Raw genomic sequence first — 22455 nt, 5'->3', positions numbered from 1 at the left:
GTCCGCCTACTCGACGTCGAAGTCCGCGCCGAGGCCCTCCAGCTTTGACTGGAAGCGTTCGTAGCCACGGTTGATGAGTTCGATGCCGGTCACGCGGGAGGTTCCGGCCGCCGCCAACGCGGCGATCAGGTGGCTGAAGCCGCCGCGGAGGTCGGGGATGTCTATCTCCGCCCCGGAGAGCTGTGTGGGTCCGGAAATCACGGCGGAATGCAGGAAATTCCGCTGCCCGAAGCGGCACGGAATGCTGCCGAGGCATTCGCGGTGCACCTGGATGTTAGCACCCATCCGAATCAGCGCCTCGGTGAATCCGAACCGGTTCTCGTACACGGTCTCGTGCACGATCGAGACGCCTTCGGCTTGCGTCAGGGCGACGACGAGGGGCTGCTGCCAATCCGTCATGAAGCCCGGGTGCACGTCGGTCTCGAGCACCAGCGGCGACAGGCTGCCGCCCGGGTGGTAGAAGCGGATGCCGTCGTCGTCGATGTCGAACGCCCCGCCGATCTTGCGGTAGGTGTTCAGGAAGGCGGTGAGGTCGCCCTGATGGGCACCTTCGACGTAAATGTCTCCCCGCGTCACGAGCGCCGCGGATGCCCAGGACGCGGCCTCGTTGCGGTCGGGCAGCGCGCGATGGTTGAAGCCGGACAGTTCGGTGACGCCTTCGATACGGATCACACGGTCGGTCTGGACCGTGATGATGGCACCCATCTTCTGCAGCACGGCGATCAGGTCCATGATCTCCGGCTCGATGGCGGCGCCGCTCAATTCCGTGATGCCCTCGGCGCGGGTTGCCGTCAGGAGAACCTGCTCGGTGGCGCCCACGCTGGGATACGGCAGCGTGAGTTTCGCGCCCTTCAGTCCCCTGGGTGCGGAGATGGCTATGCCACCGGGCCGCTTGTCCACGATCGCGCCGAACTGCCGCAGCACGTCGAGATGGTAGTCAATGGGCCGGTCGCCGATCCGGCAGCCGCCCAGGTCGGGGATGAAGGCCTCGCCGATCGCGTGGATCAGGGGCCCGCAGAAAAGGATCGGAATGCGGGAATCGCCGGCGTGGGCGTCGATGTCCTTCATGTGGGCCGTCTTGACCTTGGTGGGGTCAAGCGTCAGGTCACCCGTCACCGCGTCCTTGGACACCTCGACGCCGTGCAGGCGGAGCAGGCTCGTGACGATCTCCACGTCCCTGATTTCGGGCACATTCCGCAGGACCGAGGCATTGCTGCCGAGCAAGGACGCGACCATCGCTTTGGGAACCAGGTTCTTGGCGCCGCGGACGGATACCTTCCCCGCCAACGGAACGCCACCACGAATGGTCAAAACACTTGCCATGAATACCTGTTTCCTCAAGCTAGTTTAGCGCCGAACTGCGCCAGGGCCTCAGCTAAGCATATTGGCAATCCGTGACCACTCTGAAATAAACGGGCAGCGAGTCCGGCGCTTTCCGTCCCGCCGGCCGGTGCCTTGCATGAGGCAGTCGCAGGTGCAAATCGGCGCCGCCGACGGAGCCGGAACGGCTCCCTCGACGGCGCCGATTCGCGCCAGGGCGCGTGTCCTCAGACTTTTGCCGGGAGGGTCGTCGGCTTCCAGGACGGGCGGGTGGCCTCGTAGGTGGTGATTTCCGCCTCATGCTTCAGGGTCAGCCCGATATCGTCCAGGCCTTCGAGCAGCCGCCAGCGGGTGTAGTCGTCGATCTCGAACGGCGCGGTGATGGTGCCGCAGGTGACGGTCTTCGACTCGAGGTCCACCGTGATTTCGGTGCCCGGGTGGTTCTCCAGTTCCTTCCAGATCAGCTCGATGTCATCCTGGGCGACCTCGGCGGCCAGCAGCCCCTGCTTGCCGGAGTTCCCGCGGAAGATGTCGGCGAACCGGGAGGAGAGGACGACGCGGAACCCATAGTCCTTCAAAGCCCAGACCGCGTGTTCGCGCGAGGAACCGGTCCCGAAATCCGGGCCGGCCACGAGAACGGACCCGCGGCTGAACGGCTCCTGGTTGAGGATAAAGTCCTCGTGCTTGCGCCAGGCTGCGAACAGGGCATCTTCGAAGCCTGTCCGGGTGATCCGCTTGAGGTACACCGCCGGGATGATCTGGTCGGTGTCCACGTTGGACTGCCGCAGCGGGACCCCGATGCCGGTATGGGTGGTGAACTTCTCCATGATTCTTCAGGCTCCTTAGGCGGCAGGCCGCGAGACGGCGTCGTTGTTGACCGGGTCCAGGTCCGAGGGCGAACTCAGCGTGCCCCTGACTGCAGTGGCGGCCGCCACTACCGGCGATACCAGGTGCGTCCGCCCGCCCTTGCCCTGCCGGCCCTCGAAGTTCCGGTTGGACGTGGACGCGCAGCGCTCGCCCGGGGCCAGCTGGTCCGGGTTCATGCCCAGGCACATGGAGCAGCCGGCGAACCGCCACTCGGCGCCGAACTCCTTGAACACCTTGTCCAGGCCTTCGGCCTCTGCTTCCAGGCGGACACGGGCAGACCCGGGCACCACCATCATGCGCACGTTCGGCGCCTTGGCCCGGCCGCGGATGATGTCCGCCGCGATGCGCAGGTCCTCGATCCGGCTGTTGGTGCAGGAGCCCAGGAAGACGGTGTCGACCGGGATGTCCTTCATGCGGGTGCCGGCTTCAAGACCCATGTAGGCCAGCGCACGTTCCGCGGCTGCCTTGGCGTTCTCGTCGGCGAAGTCGTCGGGCGACGGCACGGCTTCCGACAGGGAAACGCCCTGTCCGGGGTTGGTCCCCCACGTGACGAACGGCTCCAGCGTATCGGCGTCCAGGAAGACCTCGGCGTCGAACACCGCGTCGTCGTCGGTACGCAGGGTCTGCCAATTTTCGACGGCGGCGTCCCAGTCGGCGCCCTCCGGGGCGTGCGGCCGGCCCTTGAGGTAGTCGAAGGTGGTCTGGTCCGGCGCGACCATGCCGGCGCGGGCGCCCGCCTCGATGGACATGTTGCAGATGGTCATCCGGGCTTCCATGCTCAGGGCCCGGATGGCGGAGCCACGGTACTCCAGCACGTAGCCCTGGCCGCCGCCGGTGCCGATCTTGGCGATGACCGCCAGGATGATGTCCTTGGCGGTGACGCCGGGGCGCAGCGTGCCCTCGACGTTGATGGCCATCGTCTTGAACGGCTTCAGCGACAGCGTCTGGGTCGCCATGACGTGCTCAACTTCGGAGGTCCCGATGCCGAATGCCAGGGCACCGAAGGCACCGTGGGTGGAGGTATGCGAGTCGCCGCACACCACCGTCATGCCGGGCTGGGTGAGTCCCAACTGGGGACCCACCACGTGCACGATCCCCTGCTCGGCGTCCCCGAGCGAGTGCAGCCGGACCCCGAATTCACGGCAGTTGGTGCGCAGCGTCTCGATCTGGGTGCGGCTGGTCGGGTCGGCGATCGGCTTGTCGATATCCAGCGTGGGGGTGTTGTGGTCCTCGGTCGCGATGGTCAGGTCCGGGCGGCGCAGCCCGCGCCCCGCCAGGCGCAGGCCCTCGAAGGCCTGCGGCGACGTGACCTCGTGTACCAGGTGAAGGTCGATGTAGAGGAGGTCGGGCTGGCGCGCCGCGCCTTCACCGTCGCCGTGGCGCACCACGTGTGCATCCCAGACTTTTTCGGCGAGCGTCTTGCCCGCAGTGTTACCGGCCATGGCCAGATCTCCTCCATCAATACCAACGCAGGCTTTTTCTCCCGCCGGGAGGCCCGCAAAAAGTGTGTGCTTTAACTCTTCCAGCGCGGCTGCCCGCCCGCCAGTCAATCGACTTGCATCTCACATATTGAGATGCGAATATCAGCTTATGGACAATCCTAGCGGTGTCGGCGTCATCGACAAGGCGGCCATGGTGCTGGACACCCTGGAGGCCGGACCCACGTCCCTGGCCCAACTGGTGGCCGCCACCGGCCTGGCCCGGCCCACCGTCCACCGGCTCGCTTTGGCGCTGGTCCACCACCGGCTGGTCAGCCGGGACATGCAGGGCAGGTTCGTCCTGGGCAGCAGGCTGGTCGAATTAGCCGCGGCCGCCGGCGAAGACCGGCTCATAGCCGCCGCCGGCCCGGTGCTCATGAACCTCCGCGATGCCACGGGTGAGAGCGCCCAGGTCTTCCGCCGGCAGGGCGATTCGCGGGTATGCGTCGCCTCGGCCGAGCGGCCGATCGGATTGCGGGACACCATTCCGGTGGGGACACAGCTCTCGATGAAGGCCGGCTCCGCCGCCCAGGTGCTGTTGGCCTGGGAAGACCACGAGAGGCTGCTTGAAGGACTCCATGGGGCGCGTTTCACCCCGACGGTCCTCGCCGGCGTCCGCCGCCGCGGCTGGGGCCAGAGCCTGGGCGAACGCGAACCCGGCGTGGCGTCGGTTTCCGCCCCGGTCCGCGGTCCGTCCGGGCGGGTCATCGCCGCGGTTTCCATTTCCGGGCCGATCGAGCGGCTCACGCGGCAACCCGGCCGGCTGCATGCCGAGGTGGTCTGCAACGCGGCCGCCCAACTGACCGAAGCCCTGCGAAAGACCAACGACTAGCAGCGCTTCAGCCCCTGAAATGGTCCCATCCCCGAACCCGGACGGGGACGCCGTCGAGGGTCACCGTATCCTTCCCGCCGCCGACCACTCCGATGGCGGCGAACCCCGCCGGCAGGGTTTGTGCTGCTGGGAAGGTACACAGCAGGCCATGGTCTTCGCCGCCGCCGAGGACCCAGTCGCTGGGCTCCGCCCCCACCAGGGCCGCTGCCTCGTCCAAGGGTGCGGCAAAGTGCCGCAACTGCGCCGACGCAAGGTTTACCGCGACACTGCTGGCGCGGGCCAACCGCGCCGCATCACGGAGCAGGCCATCCGAGATGTCCATCATGGCGGTCGCGCCACATTCGGCCGCAGCGGGGCCGGCGCTCAGCGGAGGCACCGGCCGGGACTGGATTCCGGCGAGCTCCTGCAGCGGAGCCGGGGCCCCGTCGTCGAAAACCGGGCTTTCGAGCAGCGCCAGTCCGGCCGCCGCGCGCCCCAGCGTGCCGGCCACCGCGACGGTGTCGCCGGGACGCGCGCCGCTGCGCAGGACCGGGCTGCGGCCTTCGAGGTCCCCGGTAACGGCAGCCGTGACCACGATCGACTCGCCGCGGCCAAGATCACCGCCCACGACGGAGCACCGGCCCGCCCCCAGTTTCCGCAGGGCATCGGCCACGCCGTCGGCCAGGCTCTCGACCCATGCCACCGGCGTCGCACCGGGCAGGGTCAGGCTGATGACCAGTGACGTCGGCACGGCTCCCATGGCATTAATGTCCGAGAGGTTCTGCGCGACGGATTTCCATCCGACGTCGTAGCCCGTCGTCCGGTACCCGGAGGGCCACTCAAGCCGGAAGTCCTGGTCCTGGACCAATGTGTCGATCGAGATGACGGTGCGGGCATCGGGTGCCTCGATCACGGCAGCGTCATCGCCCGGCCCGACCGGGACGCGGGCGGGGCCGAGGCGCGGGAAAATCCTTTCCAGAAGCGAGCCTTCGTCCAGATCGTTGACAGTCAGTTCAGCGGCCAATCTTTTGCGTTCTCCTTGTATCTCGTCTGCCGGGTCCATGGCCCCGCGCCTCCCCCGGGACGTCATTCGCCGGACGCCCTCAGCACTGCCTGCCTGAATGCCCGGTGCCGGGCCACCGCTTCTTCGACCGGCCGTGCCACCCGCTCTTCCGCGACCCGCGCAACAGCGTCCCGGAGCCGCCGCCGCGCATTTGCGGCCCGGGCACGGGCCACGAACCGCGCGATCACGCCCGATGCCAGCGCCAGCACCACCCCGGCGAGGATCCCGGCGGCCAGCAACAAGGTCGGCACCGGGAAGCCTTCGACCGTTGGTGTCTCAGGGACCGCAAACTGCAGGTAGCCCAGCGCGGCGATGCCAAGGAGCCAGAGCCCTCCGGCCAAGGCGGCTGCGAGGGCGAGCCACTGGAGCAGGCCGAAAACCGGCCACCACCACGAGGCACGGTCGGAGCGCAGGTCCGTGCCCACCAGGGCCTGGTCCAAGTCGTCCGGAAGCGTTTCCTCCGCGGATCGTGCCGCCCGGCGGATGGCCGCGCGCCAGGGGGCGGCGGCGCCTTCACCGGCGCGGTCGGCGAACTGACGGATGGCCTTGTCGGCCTGCGCCCGCTGGGCGGGGCCCGGGGCCGGCATGGACGAGCGGTTCAGCAGCGGATTAACGTCCTGGCGGTCGAGGTTGAGCCGCTTGAGCGGGTCGCGGCGCAGCTTTCCGAGCCAGCGGACCGCCGGCCATCCGGTCCGGGCATGCGCCCGCCGCCGGTAGGAGGCCCCCACGGCGTCGCTGATCGCTTCCACGCCTGCCGCCTGCGCCAACTGCTCGGCCAACGTGTTCCTGGCCGCCTTGCTGACGCCTGCCGGCTCCGCCCCGGGTTCAACGGCCAGGCCCTGGGCCGCCTTCCTGACGTCGGCGAGCAGCCGCTCGGCCGCGGCCTGCCGCTTGTCGGCAAAGGCCGTGATGGCTGCCGTCAGCTCGGCAAGGCCGGTCCCCGTCGTCGCGGAGACGGGGTAGACATCCACCCGGGCGAGCCCGTCCCGCAGCAAAATCTCCCTCAGCGACCCCAGGACCGGTTGCAGCTGTCCCTCGGCCAGCCGGTCCACCTGGTTCAGCACCACCAGCGTCACGGCATCGTGCGAGGCCAACGGGCGCAAAAATCCCTGGTGCACGGCGGCATCGGCGTACTTCTGCGGATCCAGCACCCAGACCAGTACGTCGACCTGGCCGGCGAACCGTTGCACGATGGCGCGATGCTCGACGGCGGTGGAATCAAAGTCCGGCAGGTCCAGCAGGATCAGGCCGCCGTGCCCGGCGAACGATCCGTCGTCCACCACGTGCCGGTTGGCTACCTGCAGCCAGTCCAGCAGCGGTTCGCTGCCGGCCGTTCCCCAAATTCCCGCCATTGCTTCGGACGTGGTGGGGCGGCGTGCCGCCACGGTGGCGTGGCGGGTGCCGGATACGGCGTTGAAGAGGGAGGACTTTCCGCTGCCGGTCGCACCGAAAAAGCCAACCACGGTGTGCTCGGCGGACAGGGAGCGGCGGGTGCTGGCCCGTTCCAGGACTTCGGTGACGGGTGCGAGTTCCGCTTCCGGCAGCACCCCGGCGGCGAGCTCGGCGGCCGTGTTCAAGGCATCCAGCCGTGTCTGCAGCAGGGAGGTCTCGGGCTGGCCCCGGTGGCGGCTCAATCCGGGGCTCCCGTGTCCGTCTTTGCCCCCAGCGCGTGCAGCCGCCCTTCCAGTGCGCGCATGGTCCCTGCGTCCTCCACCTCAGGGATCCGCGCCAGGAAGCGCTCCGCTTCGGCGCGCATGAGCCTGCGCGTTCGCTCCTGCAGTTCGGCGCGGGCCTTGCGCGCCAGCCTGCGTACGGCGTCCTCGCCGAAGACCGCTTCCAGCAGCTTCTGGCCCACCACGGCCGTTCCGCCCGCCACGCCGATTTCCAAGCCGGTCAGCCCTCCGGTGGCCGCGAATATCACCACCATCAGCGCTACCCCGAGGCCGTTGACTCCGAAGGAGAGCATGCGCGCGGTGAAGCGCTTGCTCTCACCCTCGCTGCGGATCAGGTCCAGCAGGTCTGCCTGCCACGCCCGGATTTCGCGGGCTACCTCGTCCGCAAAGCCCGCGCTGGGAGTCGACAGATCTTCGCGTCCGAGCAGGCCCTGCCCGGCCGGGTCTGTCCGCCAGCGCGCGTCGGCCTCCTCCGCGCCGGCGGCCGCCGCCTCGACGACGACGGCCTGCAGCCCGGACTCGATGGCTTCTTCGACTTCGACGGAGGGAGCGGGTTTGCCGGAAAAGAACGCGCCGATCCGGTCCCGCAGCAGGCCTATGCCGCTCTCGATACCCCGGAAGAATTCTCCGGTGCCGACAAAGTCCTGCCAGCGCGCCAACACCTCGCCCCGGAGGAGCGTTCCGTCCTCCGTGGCCGAGAGAGCCCGCGTGGTCGCCGCCTCGTAGGCGTCTTCCACGACCTTTCGCAGCCGCTGGCCGGCGGCATGCTGGTCGTTCGCGGCATCGGCGACCGAGCCGACCGTCGCGGCCAGTGAGCGCACTGCCCCGCCGAGGGTGCGCCGGGCGATGTCTGCGCGGCCGGAGGCGTCGGCGGCGAGTTCCTGGAGCCACTCCCGGAGGGGATCGACGGCGCCGGCCGGGAGCATGCCCCGTTCGTCCAGCCGGGACTCGAGGATGACAAACAGGCGGGCCGCGGCGAGACCCTGCCGCTGCAGCAGACCGGCAAGGTCGGCGCGGACTTCACGCTCAACTTCTTCCGGCACCCGGTCCAGGACGATCGCCACTTCGATGTCCCGCTGTGCGGCGTCCAGGAGCAGCGCCCACGGCACGGCGTCGGCGTACCGGTTGGCGGTGGTAACGAAAATCCACAGGTCGGCGGCGGCCAGCAGTTGTCCCGCCAGCCGCCGGTTCTCGTCGGCAATCGAATCGATATCCGGTGCATCGAGCAGCGCTATGCCCGCGGGAATGCTGTTGTGGGCGAGCAACACCAGCGAGGTTCCGGCAGGTTCGCCGGCCGGTTCCGGATTGTGGGCCTGCCTGTCGGCGGTGGCCGGCGCCGGCGTTCCGGTGATTCGGCTGAGGCCGGGCAGGATCCGCCGATCCGAAAACCATGCCGCGTCGCCCGGATGATGCAGCAGGACGGGTTGGCGTGTGGTGGGCCGGATCGCTCCGGCACGGGTGGCCGGAAAGCCCGCCACCGCGTTCACAAGCGTCGATTTCCCGGCGCCGGTGGATCCCCCCACGACGGCCAGCAGCGGGGCTTCCAGCGTGCGGTAGCGGGGCAGAATGTAGTCGTTCAACTGGGCAATGGCGGCGGCGACGGCTCCGCGGGCTGCGGCGGCACCGGGAACGTTTAGCGGCAACTGGACCGCTTCAAGCGCGCCCCGGCTTTGTTCCAGGAGCACGACGGCGTCCGCCGCTCCCCTGTCCTGGCCCTCGGGCAACCTGCTTGTCACGGTTCCTATCATGCCAGCAGGAGCCGCCAACCCTGCCACGGCGGGCCGTAGGCCTGGTTCTTCGGGGCATACAAAAAGCCGGTCCCAGACGGGATGTCCGGGACCGGCTGTTGGTGACCCCAGCGGGATTCGAACCCGCGTTACCGCCGTGAGAGGGCGGCGTACTAGGCCGCTATACGATGGGGCCGCATAGCTTGCACAGTTGAAGGCCTGCACTGCCTTGCCCTTGCGGACCGTGACCCCAGCGGGATTCGAACCCGCGTTACCGCCGTGAGAGGGCGGCGTACTAGGCCGCTATACGATGGGGCCGTAGGTTTGCGCGGAGTTTTCGCTCCACACAATCCAGTCCCCGCCGGAGCGGAGACTGTAGCGCTGGGATACCAGGACTCGAACCTAGAATGACGGTACCAGAAACCGTTGTGTTGCCAATTACACCATATCCCACTGGCACTTTCGGAGCCGGTGGAAACGGGCTTTTACCCATTCCCTGGCGCCTCAGCACGAGTAATTACTTTACCGGATGCCTGCTCGAAAGTGCAAAACGAGCAACGCGCGGCAGCCGGGCCGCGCGTCGCCCGGGGCGCGCTCAGCCGCGGAAGGCCTTGATCCGCGCCAGGGAGGAGTCCTTGCCCAGGATCACCATGGACTCGAAAAGCGGCGGCGAAATCCGACGCCCGGAGACCGCGGTGCGCACCGGCCCGAAGGCCAGCCGCGGCTTCAGCCCCAGGCCCTCGACCAGGGCCGACCGCAGGGCCGCCTGGATGTTCTCTGCCGTCCACTCCTCGAGCGGCTCCAGCGCGGCCAGCGCGGCGTCCAGGGCTTCCGCCAGGTTCTCGGGCAGGCCCTTGCGCGCGTCGTCGGCGACCTCGATCTCGTCGTCGTTCTTGAAGAGGAACGCCACCATCTCCGGCGCCTCCCCCAGCAGGGTGATGCGCTCCTGGATCAGCGGCGCGGCGTCGGCCAGGATCATCTGCTCGCGTTCCGTCAGCGACTCCCCGACCAGGCCGGCATGCTGCAGGTAAGGGATCAGCCGGAGCTTGAAGTCGCCGGGTTCAAGCAGGCGCACATGGGTCCCGTTGATGGCCTCGGCCTTCTTCAGGTCGAAGCGCGCCGGGTTCGCCAGCACATCGTGGATGTCGAAGGCCTCCACCATCTGGTCGATGGTGAAGATGTCCTCGTCGGCGGACAGCGACCAGCCCAGCAGCGAGAGGTAGTTGAGCAGGCCCTCCCGGATGAAACCGCGCTCCCGGTGCAGGAACAGGTTGGACTCGGGATCGCGCTTGGAAAGCTTCTTGTTGCCCTGGCCCATCACGTACGGGAGATGGCCGAACAACGGCATGTAGCGGGCCACGCCGATGTCCACCAGGGCCCGGTAGAGCGCGATCTGGCGAGGAGTCGAAGACAGCAGGTCCTCGCCGCGCAGAACGTGGGTGATGCCCATCAGTGCGTCGTCCACGGGGTTAACCAAGGTGTAGAGCGGCTTGCCGTTGGCGCGGACGACGGCGAAGTCCGGCACGCTGCCGGCCTTGAAGGTGATCTCCCCGCGCACCAGGTCCGTGAAGGTGATGTCCTCGTCCGGCATCCGCACGCGCAGCACCGGTTCGCGTCCCTCGGCCTTGAACGCGGCAATCTGGTCCTGTGTCAGGTCCCGGTCAAAGTTGTCGTAGCCCAGCTTGACGTCGCGGCCGGCGGCCTTGTGCCGGGCCTCGACTTCTTCCGGGGTGGAATAGGACTCGTAGAGGTGGCCGGCCTCCTTCAGCTTCGCGATGACGTCCCGGTAGATGTCGCCGCGCTGGGACTGGCGGTACGGCTCATGCGGCCCGCCGACCTCCACGCCCTCGTCCCACGTGATGCCCAGCCACTTCAGCGCTTCCAGCAGCTGCTGATAGCTTTCCTCGCTGTCGCGGGCGGCGTCCGTGTCCTCGATCCGGAACACCATGGTGCCGCCCGTGTGCCGGGCGTAGGCCCAGTTGAACAGGGCGGTGCGGATCAGTCCGACGTGCGGCGTGCCCGTGGGAGACGGGCAGAAGCGCACACGGACGGGAGTTTCGTCGTCAACAGTGGGGATGGCAGCAGCAGTAGTCATGATGTGCTCCAGTTTAGTCTGCCAAGCCGCTGCCGCTGGCCGGGCCGGAGGCCCGGCTACTTCTTGTGCGGCTTCTTCCGGCGCGAACCGGCGGTGTATCGGTAGAGGTAATAGAGCGCCAGCAGGATGCCGACCGCCAGGAACGTCCCCGCCAGCCAGTCCGGGCCGCCCCAGTAGTGGGTGGCCCGGGCCGCCACGGAAAACGTGGCCAGCGATCCGAGCGCAAAGACTCCGAAGGAGCGGCGGCGTGCCGGCATGGGATCAGCGGCGGGCGGTGTTGGACAGGGTGCCGATGCCCTCGATCTCAACCTCGTAGCGCTGGCCGGATTCGATGGTGCCGACGCCGGAGGGGGTGCCGGTCATGATGACGTCGCCGGGGAGCAGGGTGAAGGCCTGGGAGGCGTAGGAGACCAGTTCCTTGACGCCCCAGATCATCTGCGAGGTATTGCCCTCCTGCTTCAGCTCTCCGTCGAGCCGGCCGCGGATGGCCAGGTCTTCGGTGTCCAGTTCGGTCTCGATCCACGGGCCGAGCGGGGCCGAGCCGTCGAATCCCTTGGCGCGGGCCCACTGGTTGTCGGTGCGCTGCGCGTCCCGGGCGGTCAGGTCGTTGCCGCAGGTGTAGCCGAAGATGACCTCGTCCACGCGCTCCACCGGGACGTCCTTGCAGATCCGGCCGATGATCACGCAGAGTTCGGCCTCGTAGGAGACTTCGTCGGAGAACTCAGGCAGGACCAGCGGCTCGTTCGGGCCGATCACCGAGGTGTTGGGCTTGAGGAACATCAACGGGGCGGCCGGCGTCTCGTTGCCCATTTCCTGGATGTGGTCGGCGTAGTTGCGGCCGATGCCGATCACCTTGCTGCGCGGAATGATCGGGGCGAGCAACCGCACGTCCTCGAGCTTGTGTTGGGCACCGGTGGGCTGGATGCCGTTGAAGAACGGGTCGCCGGCGATGACGGTAATCTGCTCACTCCCCTCCTCGCCTTCGACGATGCCGTACTGGGGGTCGGATTCAAGGACAAACCGGGCTATGCGCATGGGTTTAGCCTACTGGTTTCCCGCCCGCGGATTTCAAATGGGACGGGCCCGAACCTGCACCTCTCAACCGCGCAGGTATTCGAGCTGGGCGGCGACGGAGGATTCGGCGGCGAAGCGGACCGCGGGATCGACGTCGGCGTAGACATGGTCGGTCACCGCGTCGACGGTCGCGTCGGCGCCGAGGTGCTCCAGTGCGGCGCGAATCTGGTCCAGGCGGAGCCGGCGGTGGTCGGCGTACTCGCGGCAGATGGCCGACAGGTCCGGAAGCGTGCCGCCGTGCGCGGGCAAGACCTTCGCCGGACCGAGGAGTTCCAGCCGGGCCAGCGAAGCCAGGTACGGGCCGAGCCTGCCGTCCGGGTAGGCGATGATGGTGGTGCCGCGGCCCAGGATGGTGTCGCCGGTGAGCACTGAGCCGTGAGGTCCGTCGTCGGGAAGATGGAAGCTCACCGAGTCCGCCGTGTGGCCCGGTGTGGCCAGCACGCGGATGTCGACGCCGGCCGCCCGAACCACCTCGCCGTCCCGCAGCGGTTCGGCGGCGTAACAGAGTGCTTCGTCCAAGGCACGCACGGGAGCGCCGGTCAGTTCGTGGAAGCGTTCGCTCGCTTCGATGTGATCGATGTGGTGGTGGGTAATCAGGACCAGTTCCACCTTCCCCACTGCCGCCAGCTCAGCCAAGTGCTCCTCGTCCAGCGGCCCGGGATCGACAACTGCCACTCCCCCGTTCCCCGGGGCGGCGATCAGGTAGGACTGGGTGCCGTCCAGGCTCATCGGCCCCGGGTTGGGGGCCAGCCGGTACCGGGTCAGTTCACTGCTGCGGACAAGGGAGGGATTTAGTTCAGCGGTCACAGGATTCATCCTCGCACTCCCCGCCCGGCGCCGCAGGCCGGCGCCCCGGGGAGGCGGCCGTTGGTGGCCGGCGCCCCGGGAGGTTGCCACGGCCCTCATCATCCCCCGGGCCGGACGGCATCCGTCATACTTGCCGGGCCCGTACCGGTGGCTTGACCATGTTCGCTACGCTGGGCACCTGCAGTCCCGCCAACGGCGGCCGGACGAGGGCCGGGCGATGCGCGCATCTTCCCGGCCGGATGGAGGATCAGTGCTGACGGAAGTCCACTCACCGTACGACGTGCAGCTGGGCCGGGATGGCCTCCTGGTGTTGACTGTCCGGCGCGGCCTCAGCGTCGGTGCCGAGCTCGCGCAGCACGTCGTCGACCACCTCTTCGACGTCGCCGGGGACCGGCGGGTGGCGGTGCTGCTGAAAATGGCCGGCGTGCGCTGGGTGACTCCGGAGGCACGGCTGATCGCAGATACCTTCACGCCGTGCGTCGCCCTCGCGGTGCTCGGCAACGGGGCCGTCGACCGGGTGCTCGCCAGCTTCTTCGTGCGGATCTTCGCCAAGGACGACTTCCCGACGGGATATTTCGACGACGAGGCCGCGGCGCGTCAGTGGCTGGCGACGCATGCCGGACGCCTTGCCGGGGTGGAGACGGAATAAGTCCGGGCTGCGGCTGGGTTGCCCTTGATGGAACCATTTGCAGCTGCAGGATAGGAAAACCCCATGGCGGATACCCAGAACACCACGTCCCTGGCCGATTTGCTGGCCGAATATGACGTGGCCGAGCACGACCATGCGGTGGCCGAGCGCAACAGCGGGATGCAGCACATTCATAACCACGCCAACGGGGACATCGTGTGGTTCCCCACCTGGCAGAAAAACCGCGAGACGACCGACTGGGAAACCGCCGTGCAAGAGTTCTCCGCCGAGCTCGAGGCCGCCGCCGCGGGCGGCGCGGATGCCGCCGAAGCCGCAGCGGCCCTGGCGTCCTCCCGGCTGCAGGCCCTGCTGGAACAGGCTGCCGAGGCCCCGGACGCCAATGTGTTTATCCGCGAGAACCTGGCCCGCTTCCTGTCGGAGACCTGGGCCCTCGGCGACGCCTACGCGCTGAAGAGCGGGAAGAAACTCCCGGGGACGGCGGCGCCGGCCGGCATTTTCGCTTCGTTCCCGTACGAGGTCTACGCGCGGGACGGCGGCAGCTTCGCCACCGCCCTGTGGAACGACCTGGTGGATGCCCGCAAGAACCGGATCGCCGCCGAAGAGGCCGAGCGCAAAGCGCTCAAGCCCGTCTCCAAGAAGGCTCGAAAGGCCGCAGAGCGCAAGGCAGCCGCCCGGAAGGGTTAGCCGCAGCACCTTCCGGCGCTCCCCGGGGGTACGCCGGAAGGTAAGGTGGGCGGGCGTCGGAAGGTGGGCGGGCGTCGAAGGTGTGCCCCGCCGTCGTGGTCCTGCGTCAGAGGAACAACAGGAGCAGGACCGCCAGCGGCAGGAGCGACTGGGCCAGCGCACTCTGCCACAGGCGGCGTTCCGAGAACCAGAGCACGGCCCCGAGGATCACGTGGGCGATGCAGGTGAAGACGATGATGGTCTCGCCGGTGGCCGGGCTGCCGCCGGCGGCGATGATCACGCCGGCCAGGGCGCCCAGCCCCCAGGCCATGTTGTAAAAGCCCACGTTGATGGTCCACAGCCGCACCGCGCCCACGTCCTCCGGCCGGATGAGGAACAACCGGTGGAAGCGCTGGTCGCGGTAGAAGAAGGCCTCCGCCGCGCCAACGGCAATCAGCATCACTCCGAAGAGCGCCGCCAAGACGTACGCCGCCACCGTCATGGACCCAGTGTGGCCCGGCCGGGGCCCGAACGGAAGCGGCGGTCAGGCCAGGCGGCGGTCAGGCCAGGCGGGTGAGCCAGCCCCGGGAGTCCTCCACGGCGCCTGTCTGGATGCCGAGCAGCTCCTGGCGGATGGACATGGACACGTCGCCGGACCCGGCGCTCGGCGAGGCGATGCTCCAGCCGTCGGCCTTCAGCTCGCCGATCGGGGTGATCACCGCGGCGGTGCCGCAGGCGAAGGCTTCGGTGATGTCCCCCGCCGCCACGCCGTCGCGCCATTCGTCGATGGTGATCTTGCGTTCCTGCACGTCCAGGCCGCGGTCCTTGGCCAGCTCGATCACCGAGGAACGGGTGACGCCGTGCAGGATGTGGCCGTTCAGTTCCGGGGTGACCAGGCTGCCGTCCTTGAACACGAAGAACACGTTCATCCCGCCGAGTTCTTCGATGGCGTTGTCGTTGAACTTGTCCAGGAAGAGCACCTGCTGGCAGCCGTTGGCTTCGGCTTCCAGCTGCGCGGCCAGGGACGCGGCGTAGTTGCCGCCGCACTTGGCCTCCCCGGTGCCGCCCTCGCCGGCGCGGGAGTAGCGCTCGGAGAGCCAGATGGACACCGGCTTGAGCTCGCCGCCGAAGTAGTTCCCGGCCGGCGAGGCGATCACGCGGTAGGACACCTCGTGGGCGGGGCGAACGCCCAGGAACGCCTCGGTGGCGATCATGAACGGGCGCAGGTACAGGGCTTCGCCGTCGCCGGAGGGCACCCACGCCTTGTCGGTGGTGACCAGCTGGCGCAGGGACTCGATGAAGGTTTCCTCCGGCAGCTCCGGAAGGGCCAGCCGGCGCGCCGAGGTGTTCAGGCGGGCGGCGTTGGCCTCGGCCCGGAAGGTCCAGACGGACCCGTCGTCGTGCTGGTAGGCCTTCAGGCCCTCGAAGATCTCCTGGCCGTAGTGCAGCACCGCGGCGGCAGGATCCATCATGATGGGTCCGTACGGCTCGATCCGCGCATTCGACCAGCTGCCCGTGCCGTCGGCGTCGACCTTGTAGTCGACGACGGCCGTGTGGTCCGTGAAGTGCTTGCCGAAGCCCGGGTTCGCCAAGATGGCGGCGCGCTCCTCGGCGCTCTTCGGACGCTCCGAGAGCTGCTGGGTGAATTCGAGGGGTTCAGTCATGGTTCCTCCGCGGTGAGGGCACGCCCTTGTGCGTCAAATAATGATTCTGGTTAGTAACCGTTAACTACCCTACTGCCAAAGCGGCGGTGATCGCATCGCCGATTTCCGCAGTGGTGCGGGAGGCACTCCCCCGGGTTGCCACGTCGTGCTCCACCGCCTGCTGCACGCGGGCGGCCGCGTCGGCGAGGCCCAGGTGCTCCAGCAGCAGGGCCACGGACAGGATGGCCGCCGTGGGGTCGGCCTTCTGCTGGCCGGCGATGTCCGGCGCGGAGCCGTGAACCGGCTCGAACATGGACGGAGCGGTGCGGTCCATGTTGATGTTGCCGGACGCCGCCAGGCCGATGCCGCCGGTGATGGCGGCGGCCAGGTCGGTGATGATGTCGCCGAACAGGTTGTCGGTGACGATCACGTCGAAGCGGGCCGGGTCCGTGACCATGAAGATGGTGGCCGCGTCGATGTGCAGGTAGTCGACGGCAACGTCCGGGAACTCGGCGCCGACCGTCTCCACGGTGCGCCGCCACAGGTGCCCGGCGTGGACCAGCACGTTGTGCTTGTGCACCAGGGTGAGCTTCTTGCGGCGGCCGGACGCGCGGCGGAAGGCATCGCGGACCACGCGCTCCACGCCGTGGGCGGTGTTGACCGAGACCTCGGTGGCGATTTCATGCGGAGTGCCCACGCGCAGCGCGCCGCCGTTGCCCACGTAGGGCCCTTCGGTTCCTTCGCGGACGACGACGAAGTCCACCTCGCCCGGGTTTGCCAGCGGGCTGGGGACGCCGGGCAGCAGCTTCGCCGGGCGCAGGTTCACGTAGTGGTCGAGGGAGAAGCGCAGCTTGAGCAGCATCTCCCGCTCGATGACGCCGGACGGAATCCGGGTGTCGCCGGGGGCGGCGCCGACGGCGCCGAAGAGGATCGCGTCATGCTTGCGGAGCCGCTCCAGCGTCTCCTCGGGCAGGGTCTCGCCGGTGGCCAGCCAGTGCTCGGCGCCCAGCGGGTACTCGGTCAGGTCGAAGGTGGCGCCGCCGTCGGCAGTGGCCGCCGTGAGGACCTTTACCGCCTCCGCCACGACCTCCGGTCCGATGCCATCGCCGGGAATGACTGCCAGGGAGAATGCCTTTGCTGCTGCGCTCATGGCTTCAAGTTTAGGAAACCATTCCACATTCTGGGCAAACCGTCCCAAAATGTGAACACCTCAGGGTTTTGTGCAGCAAGGGTGGCGACTCAAAGGTGGAACTGCGCGATGGCAACCTTTCGGCTCCGCCCTCGGCCGCGGCAGACCGGAGGGCGCCTTTCCCATCAACTGCCATGCCAGGACAAGCACCACCGGCACATGCTGCTGCGCCCCCTCCGGGCCTTGCCAAAGATTAATAAGCATGCTTAGGTTAAATCGTTAAGGGCCGCACGGATCACGCTCAACACGGGCGTCCGTACCCTCCAAAAGACATCGATCGAGAAGGAGATACCATGCTCGCCCAAGAACAAATCAACAACCTGCTCAGCCGCGGCGGAAACGTCGTTTCGACTGACGGAGACAAAATCGGCTCCATCGGCCAGGTCTACGCCGATGATGACAGCGGCCGCCCCACGTGGGTGACGGCCAAGACGGGCCTGTTCGGCTCCTCCGAAACTTTCGTCCCGCTCGAAGCGGCACGCGTGGAGGGTGACGACATTGTGGTCCCCTACACCAAGGACCAGATCAAGGACGCCCCGCGGGTCGACGTGGACGGCTACCTTGAGCCCGCAGAGGAGGACCGGCTCTACGCGCACTATCAGCTGGGCGGCGGCGGGCGGACTTATACCGACGCCACGACCGGCCGGGACACCGACTACACCGCTGCCGGCACGGGCACCGGCACTACCGGGCAGTACGGCACCGACGATACCCGCGGCACGTACACCGAGGACGCCCCGGGCACGGTGGGCCGGGACACCTCCGGTCCCACTACCGACGACGCCATGACCCGCTCCGAGGAGCGCCTGCATGTCGGTACCGAGAAGCAGGCGACGGGCCGGGCCAGGCTGCGCAAGTACGTCACCACCGAGAATGTCACCCAGACCGTGCCGGTCCAGCGCGAGGAAGTCCGCATCGAACGCGAACCGATCACCGATGCCAACCGCGGCGACGCCATGTCCGGCCCGGACCTGAGCGACGAGGAACACGAGGTCACGCTCCACGAGGAACGGCCCGTCGTGGAGAAGGAGACCGTCCCGGTCGAACGGGTCCGGCTTGAGAAGGACACCGTCACCGACGAGGTCAGGGTCGACGAAGAAGTGCGTAAGGAACGCATCGAGACCGACGGCACAGACACCGACACCCGCCGCTAGCGGGGGCTGGCCGACGGGAAAGGCCGGGGCAGGGAGCATTCCCGCCCCGGCCTTTCGCTCGCCCCGGCATGGCGGGTGGCCAGGGCCGCCTAAAGATCGCCGTCAGCGAAGGAATCGAAGATTTTGCGCGTCTTGGCATCCATGGGCAGCATGTACTGACCGTCCGCGCTGTAGCCGAAGCCGGGCTCGGGGACTTGGTGCCCGACCTTGGCCGGCTTGGTCTTGTAGACCCAGGCGCCGAGCGTCAGCGCCTGCTCCGCGCTCAGGTTGGTCTCGACCAGCGGATCGGCGGCGGTGAGCAGGTCGACCAGCCCGGCCGGTCCGCTCATCTTGGCCATGGCGGCGAATCCGAGCAACAGCACCCCCTGGTGCGCGGAGCGGCCGAAGTCGCCGTTGCGCAGGGTTTTCCGCTCCCGGGCGTAGTCCAGCGCCGTCTCACCGTCGAGCTTGCTCTTTCCCGCCTTGACGTCCAGCACCGGGATCGGGGCGTCAATGGTGACGCCGCCGATTTCATCCACCAGGTCCTCGAACTGCCTGAAACCGGTGAGGATGTAGCCCTCCACCTTCAGGCCTGTCACGTCCGCCACGACCTTCTGCTGCGCCTTGGGTCCGCCCCGCATCATGGCCGCGTTGATCTTCGCCTGGCCGCCGCCTGGCATGTCCACCCAGAGATCCCGCGGGATGCCCAGGATGCCGCCTCCGCCCTTGCCGTCCACACCGATTACCTGGAGGGCGTCGGCGCGGGCTTCACGAACCTTCTCGCCCTTGCTCTTCTGGGCGTCCGAGCCTATGAGCAGGACGTGGCGCTTGCCGCCCAGAACCGTCTTGTTCACGTCGAGCGAGGGCCACCAGCCGCCCACCGCCGTCCACGTTCCGTCCTTGTCTACGGCAAGGGTCACGTCGTCGCCGGAGGTCAGGACGGCCATGTGCTGCCCGTTCCATTTACCGGTCGCGGCCTTGACCGTGGTTTTGGCTTCGACCGGAGTCCGGCCGGCGAGCGCTCCGGCCGCCAGCTTGTTGGCCGCCACGTCGCCGCCCTCGTAGATGGCCGTCGCCAACTCCGCCAGGGGTTCGGGCATCTCGCCGGTCTCCACCATGCTGGGGCTGGGAGTTGCCGAATGCAGCGGACGGGGCTGCTCGGCCTTCGGCGCGCAGCCGGTCAGCAGGAGAAGGGATACGAGCGGGAGCGCGGCGAGGCGGGCAAGTTTCATGGCTTTATGTTCCCGCGTACCCGGCCGCCGTGCAAAGGTTTCACCGCGCGACGTCTGTGCGCCGGCCGAGACAGCCCTTCCCGTCGGACCGATGTTCTCCTCAAGGGGGGCGTCAGCGGGTGCCCTTCCCACCGCCGCGGCTCGCCCGTGGGAGGGTACCTGCCCACTGCCATCGGGCCCCGGCCCGTGGCGGGACCAGCCCGGGCGCCCCCGTCTCCGGCATGCGCCGGCGGGCAGCTACCTGGCCCATTCGGTCTGCATTTCCGCGACGGGGTGGATGTTCACCATCCTGACGCCGTCCCCGGTGGTGGCCGTGAACTCGTGCCAGGCGTACGCCGGGATGACGATCACCGTTCCCGCGCCCGCATGGCCGGACTGGCCGTCGATCGTGAAGTCGATCTCGCCGTCGAGCAGTACGAAGATTTCCTCATAGGGATGGCGGTGGCGTTCGGCGCCCCGCGAGTTCACGAAGAAGGATGCGTGGGCGCCGTGTTCGCTGCCACGGAAGACGGCTGCTCCCGAGGCGGGACGCAGGCTGGCAAGGGACAGGGCTTTGTAGGTCATCGGAGCGGCCTTCCGGTCAGCGGGTAGCCGACACTCTACCGACTGCGCGCCGGCGGTCCCAGGGGAACGGCGATCCAGCCGTTCGCTTCCCCCGGCGGCCGCCACGGCGGAGACATCGGCAGGGCCTGATGCTACGTTGGCGGGACAGACCAGTGCAGAGCGCCGTGCGGACGGAGGAAAGGCATGAGCGGTTCCACCACAACCGAAAAACAACCGGAGCTGAAACGGGCCATAGGACCCAAACTCCTGCTCCTGTTCATTGTGGGTGACATCCTGGGCACGGGCGTCTACGCGCTGACGGGACAGGTGGCCGGCGAGGTGGGCGGCGCGGCGTGGGCCCCGCTGCTGCTCGCGTTCGTCGTGGCCACCATCACCGCGTTCTCCTACCTGGAGCTCGTCACCAAGTACCCGCAGGCCGCCGGGGCCGCGCTGTACACGCACAAGGCCTTCGGCGTGCATTTCCTCACCTTCCTGGTGACGTTCGCCGTGCTCAGTTCCGGCATCACCTCTGCCTCCACCGCCGCCAAGTTCCTGGGTGAGAACTTCATCGCCGGGTTCAACCTGGACTGGAACCAGACCGGCGTGACCTGGGTGGCGATCGTCTTCATGGCGGTCCTGGCGGGAATCAACTTCCGCGGCGTCAGCGAGTCGGTGAAGTTCAACGTGGTCCTGACGGTAGTGGAGTTCACCGGCCTGCTGATCGTGATCTTCATCGGCTTCTGGGCCATGAGCCAGGGCAATGTTGACTTCAGCCGGGTCATGGTGTTCGAGACCTCGGAGGACAAGGGCGTCTTCCTGGCCATCACAGCCGCCACCTCGCTGGCGTTCTTCTCCTTCGTGGGTTTCGAGGATTCGGTGAACATGGCCGAAGAGACCAAGGACCCGGTCACCACCTTCCCCAAGGTCATGCTCACGGGTCTGGGCATCACGGTGATCGTGTACGTGCTGGTGTCCATCACCGCGGTGGCCATCGTGCCGATCGGGCAGCTGTCGGAAAGCCCGACGCCGCTGCTGGAAGTCGTGTCGGTCGGCGCGCCGGGCTTCCCGGTGGACGTCATCTACCCGTTCCTGTCCATGTTCGCCGTGGCGAATACCGCGCTGATCAACATGCTGATGGCCAGCCGCCTGCTCTACGGCATGGCCCGCCAGGACGTGCTGCCGCGGTTCCTGGGCAAGGTCCACCCCAACCGCCGCTCCCCCTGGGCCTCCATCATCTTCACCACGCTCATTGCGTTCGTCTTGATCTTCGTGGTCACCAACCTGATGGGCACCGACACCGTCGCCGCGCTGGGCGGCACCACTGCCCTGCTGCTGCTGGGCGTCTTCACGATCGTGAACCTGGCGGTGCTGGTCCTGCGCCGCAAACCGGTCGACCGCAAACATTTCCGGACCCCCACCGTGCTGCCCTACCTCGGGATGGCCACATGCCTCTTCCTGGTGGGCCCGTGGGCGCAGGATCCGATCGAATACCAGATTGCCGGCCTGCTGATCGGCCTCGGCCTAGTGCTGTGGCTGCTCACCTGGCTCTGGAACCGCGGCGCATACGGCAGGAAGACGAGGTTCCGCAGCCCGGAGGAACTGGGCGGTTGACGGGACCGGGCGTACGGAGCGAACCGGGTGACTCATCGCACCGGCGATCGTCCGAAGCCGCCGATTGACGGAGCCCGGGCGATTGACCCGGGGCATGGGTGGGTAAGGACAGTGAAACAACGACGGCGGAGGCCGTCCGCGTGACGACGACGCCGGCGGCCTTCTGAGACCGGCCGCGGGCGTGAATCAGAGCCAGCAGGAAGGAAGGCCATGGCCGCCAAGAAACACCGGACCGGGACACTGGACCAGGAGAACCTCGCCGCCTATCTTGACTACCACCTGCTGGGTTCGGCTGCGGGCGTGCAGCTGTTCGACGCCGTCCGCCAGTCGTGGGCGGGAACACCGGAGGAGGCCGAGTTCCGGAAGCTGCGCGACGAGGTGTCCGCAGAGCGCAAGGAATTGAAGGCCCTGCACCGCAGCTTCGGTTACCGGCGCAACAAGCTCAAGCAGCTCGGCTCGATGGCCGGTGCCATTGCCAGCAAAGTGAACCCGCTCAACCCCACGCGCGCTTCGGGCGGGGTGGGCGCCCAACTGGAACTCGAATCACTGATGTCCGCCCTGCGCGGCAAGCAGTGCATGTGGCAGGTCCTGACCGTTCTGGCGCCCAGGGACCGCCGGCTGGACGCCACCCGCTTCCAGGAACTCGAGGCCCAGGCTGCGGACCAGCAGAGACGGGTGGAGCGCATCATGGCCGCGACCGCGGCCCGGCGCTTCCAGCCGGGCGGCTAGGGCCAACCAGCCGGGGTTGGCCCGCCGGCGCTTCCAGCCGGGCGGCTAGGCTACCCGGCAGCCGCTTCCGGCCGGGCGGCTGGGCTACCCGGCAGCCGCTTCCAGCCGGGCGGCTAGGGCTACCCGGCTTGCGCTTCCGGCAGCACGA

The 22455-nt window shown here is 68.1% G+C and carries 21 protein-coding genes and 3 tRNA genes; 6 read left to right on the top strand and 18 right to left on the bottom strand.

Annotated features, from left to right (window positions below; translation table 11 throughout):
* Positions 1–6 precede the first annotated feature (6 nt).
* The 3 genes from murA to leuC form a co-directional block, all read right to left on the bottom strand.
* Positions 7–1323 carry a UDP-N-acetylglucosamine 1-carboxyvinyltransferase gene (gene murA / locus AC5RW2_RS06155; protein WP_494073779.1) on the bottom strand — a complete coding sequence of 439 codons (1317 nt, stop codon included), beginning with the start codon at positions 1321–1323 and terminating at the stop codon, positions 7–9.
* A gap of 224 nt (positions 1324–1547) precedes the next feature.
* Positions 1548–2147 carry a 3-isopropylmalate dehydratase small subunit gene (leuD, locus tag AC5RW2_RS06150; protein WP_494000009.1) on the bottom strand — a complete coding sequence of 200 codons (600 nt, stop codon included), beginning with the start codon at positions 2145–2147 and terminating at the stop codon, positions 1548–1550.
* A 15-nt stretch (positions 2148–2162) separates the two neighbouring features.
* A complete protein-coding gene (gene leuC, locus AC5RW2_RS06145) occupies positions 2163–3629 on the bottom strand; it encodes a 3-isopropylmalate dehydratase large subunit (RefSeq protein WP_493986902.1) in 1467 nt (488 codons plus the stop codon).
* Between the two features lie 148 nt (positions 3630–3777).
* On the opposite strand from leuC, the gene AC5RW2_RS06140 reads away from it, so the two are divergent.
* Positions 3778–4497, top strand: a complete 720-nt coding sequence (locus AC5RW2_RS06140) for an IclR family transcriptional regulator (protein WP_493977303.1) — start codon at positions 3778–3780, stop codon at positions 4495–4497.
* Between the two features lie 7 nt (positions 4498–4504).
* Here AC5RW2_RS06140 and AC5RW2_RS06135 read toward each other — a convergent pair whose 3' ends face one another.
* From AC5RW2_RS06135 to AC5RW2_RS06090, 10 genes are all read right to left on the bottom strand, one after another.
* Positions 4505–5539 (bottom strand): thiamine-phosphate kinase, encoded by a 1035-nt coding sequence (locus AC5RW2_RS06135; protein ID WP_494073778.1) that lies wholly within the window; start codon positions 5537–5539, stop codon positions 4505–4507.
* A 23-nt stretch (positions 5540–5562) separates the two neighbouring features.
* Positions 5563–7173 carry a GTPase gene (locus AC5RW2_RS06130; RefSeq protein ID WP_494073777.1) on the bottom strand — a complete coding sequence of 537 codons (1611 nt, stop codon included), beginning with the start codon at positions 7171–7173 and terminating at the stop codon, positions 5563–5565.
* Complete coding sequence (locus AC5RW2_RS06125; protein WP_494073776.1) at positions 7170–8960, bottom strand: dynamin family protein; 1791 nt, start codon at positions 8958–8960, stop codon at positions 7170–7172. Before AC5RW2_RS06125 ends, AC5RW2_RS06130 begins: the two co-directional genes overlap by 4 nt.
* Before the next feature lie 99 nt (positions 8961–9059).
* Positions 9060–9135, bottom strand: a tRNA-Glu gene (locus AC5RW2_RS06120).
* A 49-nt stretch (positions 9136–9184) separates the two neighbouring features.
* Positions 9185–9257: transfer RNA gene (locus tag AC5RW2_RS06115), tRNA-Glu, on the bottom strand.
* A gap of 63 nt (positions 9258–9320) precedes the next feature.
* Positions 9321–9392: transfer RNA gene (locus tag AC5RW2_RS06110), tRNA-Gln, on the bottom strand.
* 142 nt (positions 9393–9534) lie between these two features.
* The gene (gene gltX / locus AC5RW2_RS06105) at positions 9535–11034 is read right to left on the bottom strand and encodes a glutamate--tRNA ligase (RefSeq protein WP_494073775.1); all 1500 of its coding nucleotides are present in this window, start codon (positions 11032–11034) and stop codon (positions 9535–9537) included.
* Positions 11035–11090: 56 nt separating this feature from the next.
* On the bottom strand, positions 11091–11291 hold the full coding sequence (locus AC5RW2_RS06100) for a hypothetical protein (protein ID WP_494073774.1): 201 nt from the start codon (positions 11289–11291) through the stop codon (positions 11091–11093).
* A 4-nt stretch (positions 11292–11295) separates the two neighbouring features.
* Positions 11296–12069 carry a fumarylacetoacetate hydrolase family protein gene (locus AC5RW2_RS06095; protein WP_494022887.1) on the bottom strand — a complete coding sequence of 258 codons (774 nt, stop codon included), beginning with the start codon at positions 12067–12069 and terminating at the stop codon, positions 11296–11298.
* A 63-nt stretch (positions 12070–12132) separates the two neighbouring features.
* Positions 12133–12924 carry an MBL fold metallo-hydrolase gene (locus AC5RW2_RS06090; RefSeq protein WP_494000017.1) on the bottom strand — a complete coding sequence of 264 codons (792 nt, stop codon included), beginning with the start codon at positions 12922–12924 and terminating at the stop codon, positions 12133–12135.
* Between the two features lie 241 nt (positions 12925–13165).
* Between AC5RW2_RS06090 and AC5RW2_RS06085 the strand changes: the two genes are divergently transcribed.
* Both AC5RW2_RS06085 and AC5RW2_RS06080 read left to right on the top strand, forming a co-directional pair.
* Complete coding sequence (locus tag AC5RW2_RS06085; protein WP_494000018.1) at positions 13166–13564, top strand: DUF7793 family protein; 399 nt, start codon at positions 13166–13168, stop codon at positions 13562–13564.
* Positions 13565–13627: 63 nt separating this feature from the next.
* Complete coding sequence (locus AC5RW2_RS06080; protein WP_494025693.1) at positions 13628–14248, top strand: hypothetical protein; 621 nt, start codon at positions 13628–13630, stop codon at positions 14246–14248.
* Between the two features lie 106 nt (positions 14249–14354).
* Here AC5RW2_RS06080 and AC5RW2_RS06075 read toward each other — a convergent pair whose 3' ends face one another.
* The 3 genes from AC5RW2_RS06075 to AC5RW2_RS06065 all read right to left on the bottom strand — a co-directional run bounded on the left by AC5RW2_RS06075 (position 14355) and on the right by AC5RW2_RS06065 (position 17020).
* The gene (locus AC5RW2_RS06075; protein ID WP_494073773.1) at positions 14355–14729 is read right to left on the bottom strand and encodes a DUF1304 family protein; all 375 of its coding nucleotides are present in this window, start codon (positions 14727–14729) and stop codon (positions 14355–14357) included.
* Positions 14730–14787: 58 nt separating this feature from the next.
* A complete protein-coding gene (locus tag AC5RW2_RS06070; protein ID WP_494022884.1) occupies positions 14788–15891 on the bottom strand; it encodes a branched-chain amino acid aminotransferase in 1104 nt (367 codons plus the stop codon).
* Between the two features lie 64 nt (positions 15892–15955).
* Complete coding sequence (locus AC5RW2_RS06065) at positions 15956–17020, bottom strand: 3-isopropylmalate dehydrogenase (protein WP_494000022.1); 1065 nt, start codon at positions 17018–17020, stop codon at positions 15956–15958.
* A gap of 332 nt (positions 17021–17352) precedes the next feature.
* Here AC5RW2_RS06065 and AC5RW2_RS06060 point away from each other — a divergent pair, with 332 nt between their 5' ends.
* Positions 17353–18213, top strand: coding sequence for a DUF2382 domain-containing protein (locus AC5RW2_RS06060; RefSeq protein ID WP_494073772.1), 861 nt, complete (start codon positions 17353–17355; stop codon positions 18211–18213).
* Positions 18214–18302: 89 nt separating this feature from the next.
* Here the strand turns inward: AC5RW2_RS06060 and AC5RW2_RS06055 are convergent, their stop codons facing one another.
* Together AC5RW2_RS06055 and AC5RW2_RS06050 are read right to left on the bottom strand one after the other, a co-directional pair.
* A complete protein-coding gene (locus AC5RW2_RS06055) occupies positions 18303–19424 on the bottom strand; it encodes an LCP family protein (protein WP_494073771.1) in 1122 nt (373 codons plus the stop codon).
* 237 nt (positions 19425–19661) lie between these two features.
* On the bottom strand, positions 19662–19988 hold the full coding sequence (locus AC5RW2_RS06050; protein WP_494073770.1) for a cupin domain-containing protein: 327 nt from the start codon (positions 19986–19988) through the stop codon (positions 19662–19664).
* A gap of 183 nt (positions 19989–20171) precedes the next feature.
* Between AC5RW2_RS06050 and AC5RW2_RS06045 the strand changes: the two genes are divergently transcribed.
* Positions 20172–21578 carry an APC family permease gene (locus tag AC5RW2_RS06045; protein ID WP_494049787.1) on the top strand — a complete coding sequence of 469 codons (1407 nt, stop codon included), beginning with the start codon at positions 20172–20174 and terminating at the stop codon, positions 21576–21578.
* 210 nt (positions 21579–21788) lie between these two features.
* Positions 21789–22307 carry a hypothetical protein gene (locus AC5RW2_RS06040; protein ID WP_494012353.1) on the top strand — a complete coding sequence of 173 codons (519 nt, stop codon included), beginning with the start codon at positions 21789–21791 and terminating at the stop codon, positions 22305–22307.
* Positions 22308–22455: the final 148 nt, after the last annotated feature.

The organism is Arthrobacter sp. B0316-1-20, assembly GCF_059091865.1.
This window is presented reverse-complemented; position numbering and strand designations above follow the sequence as displayed.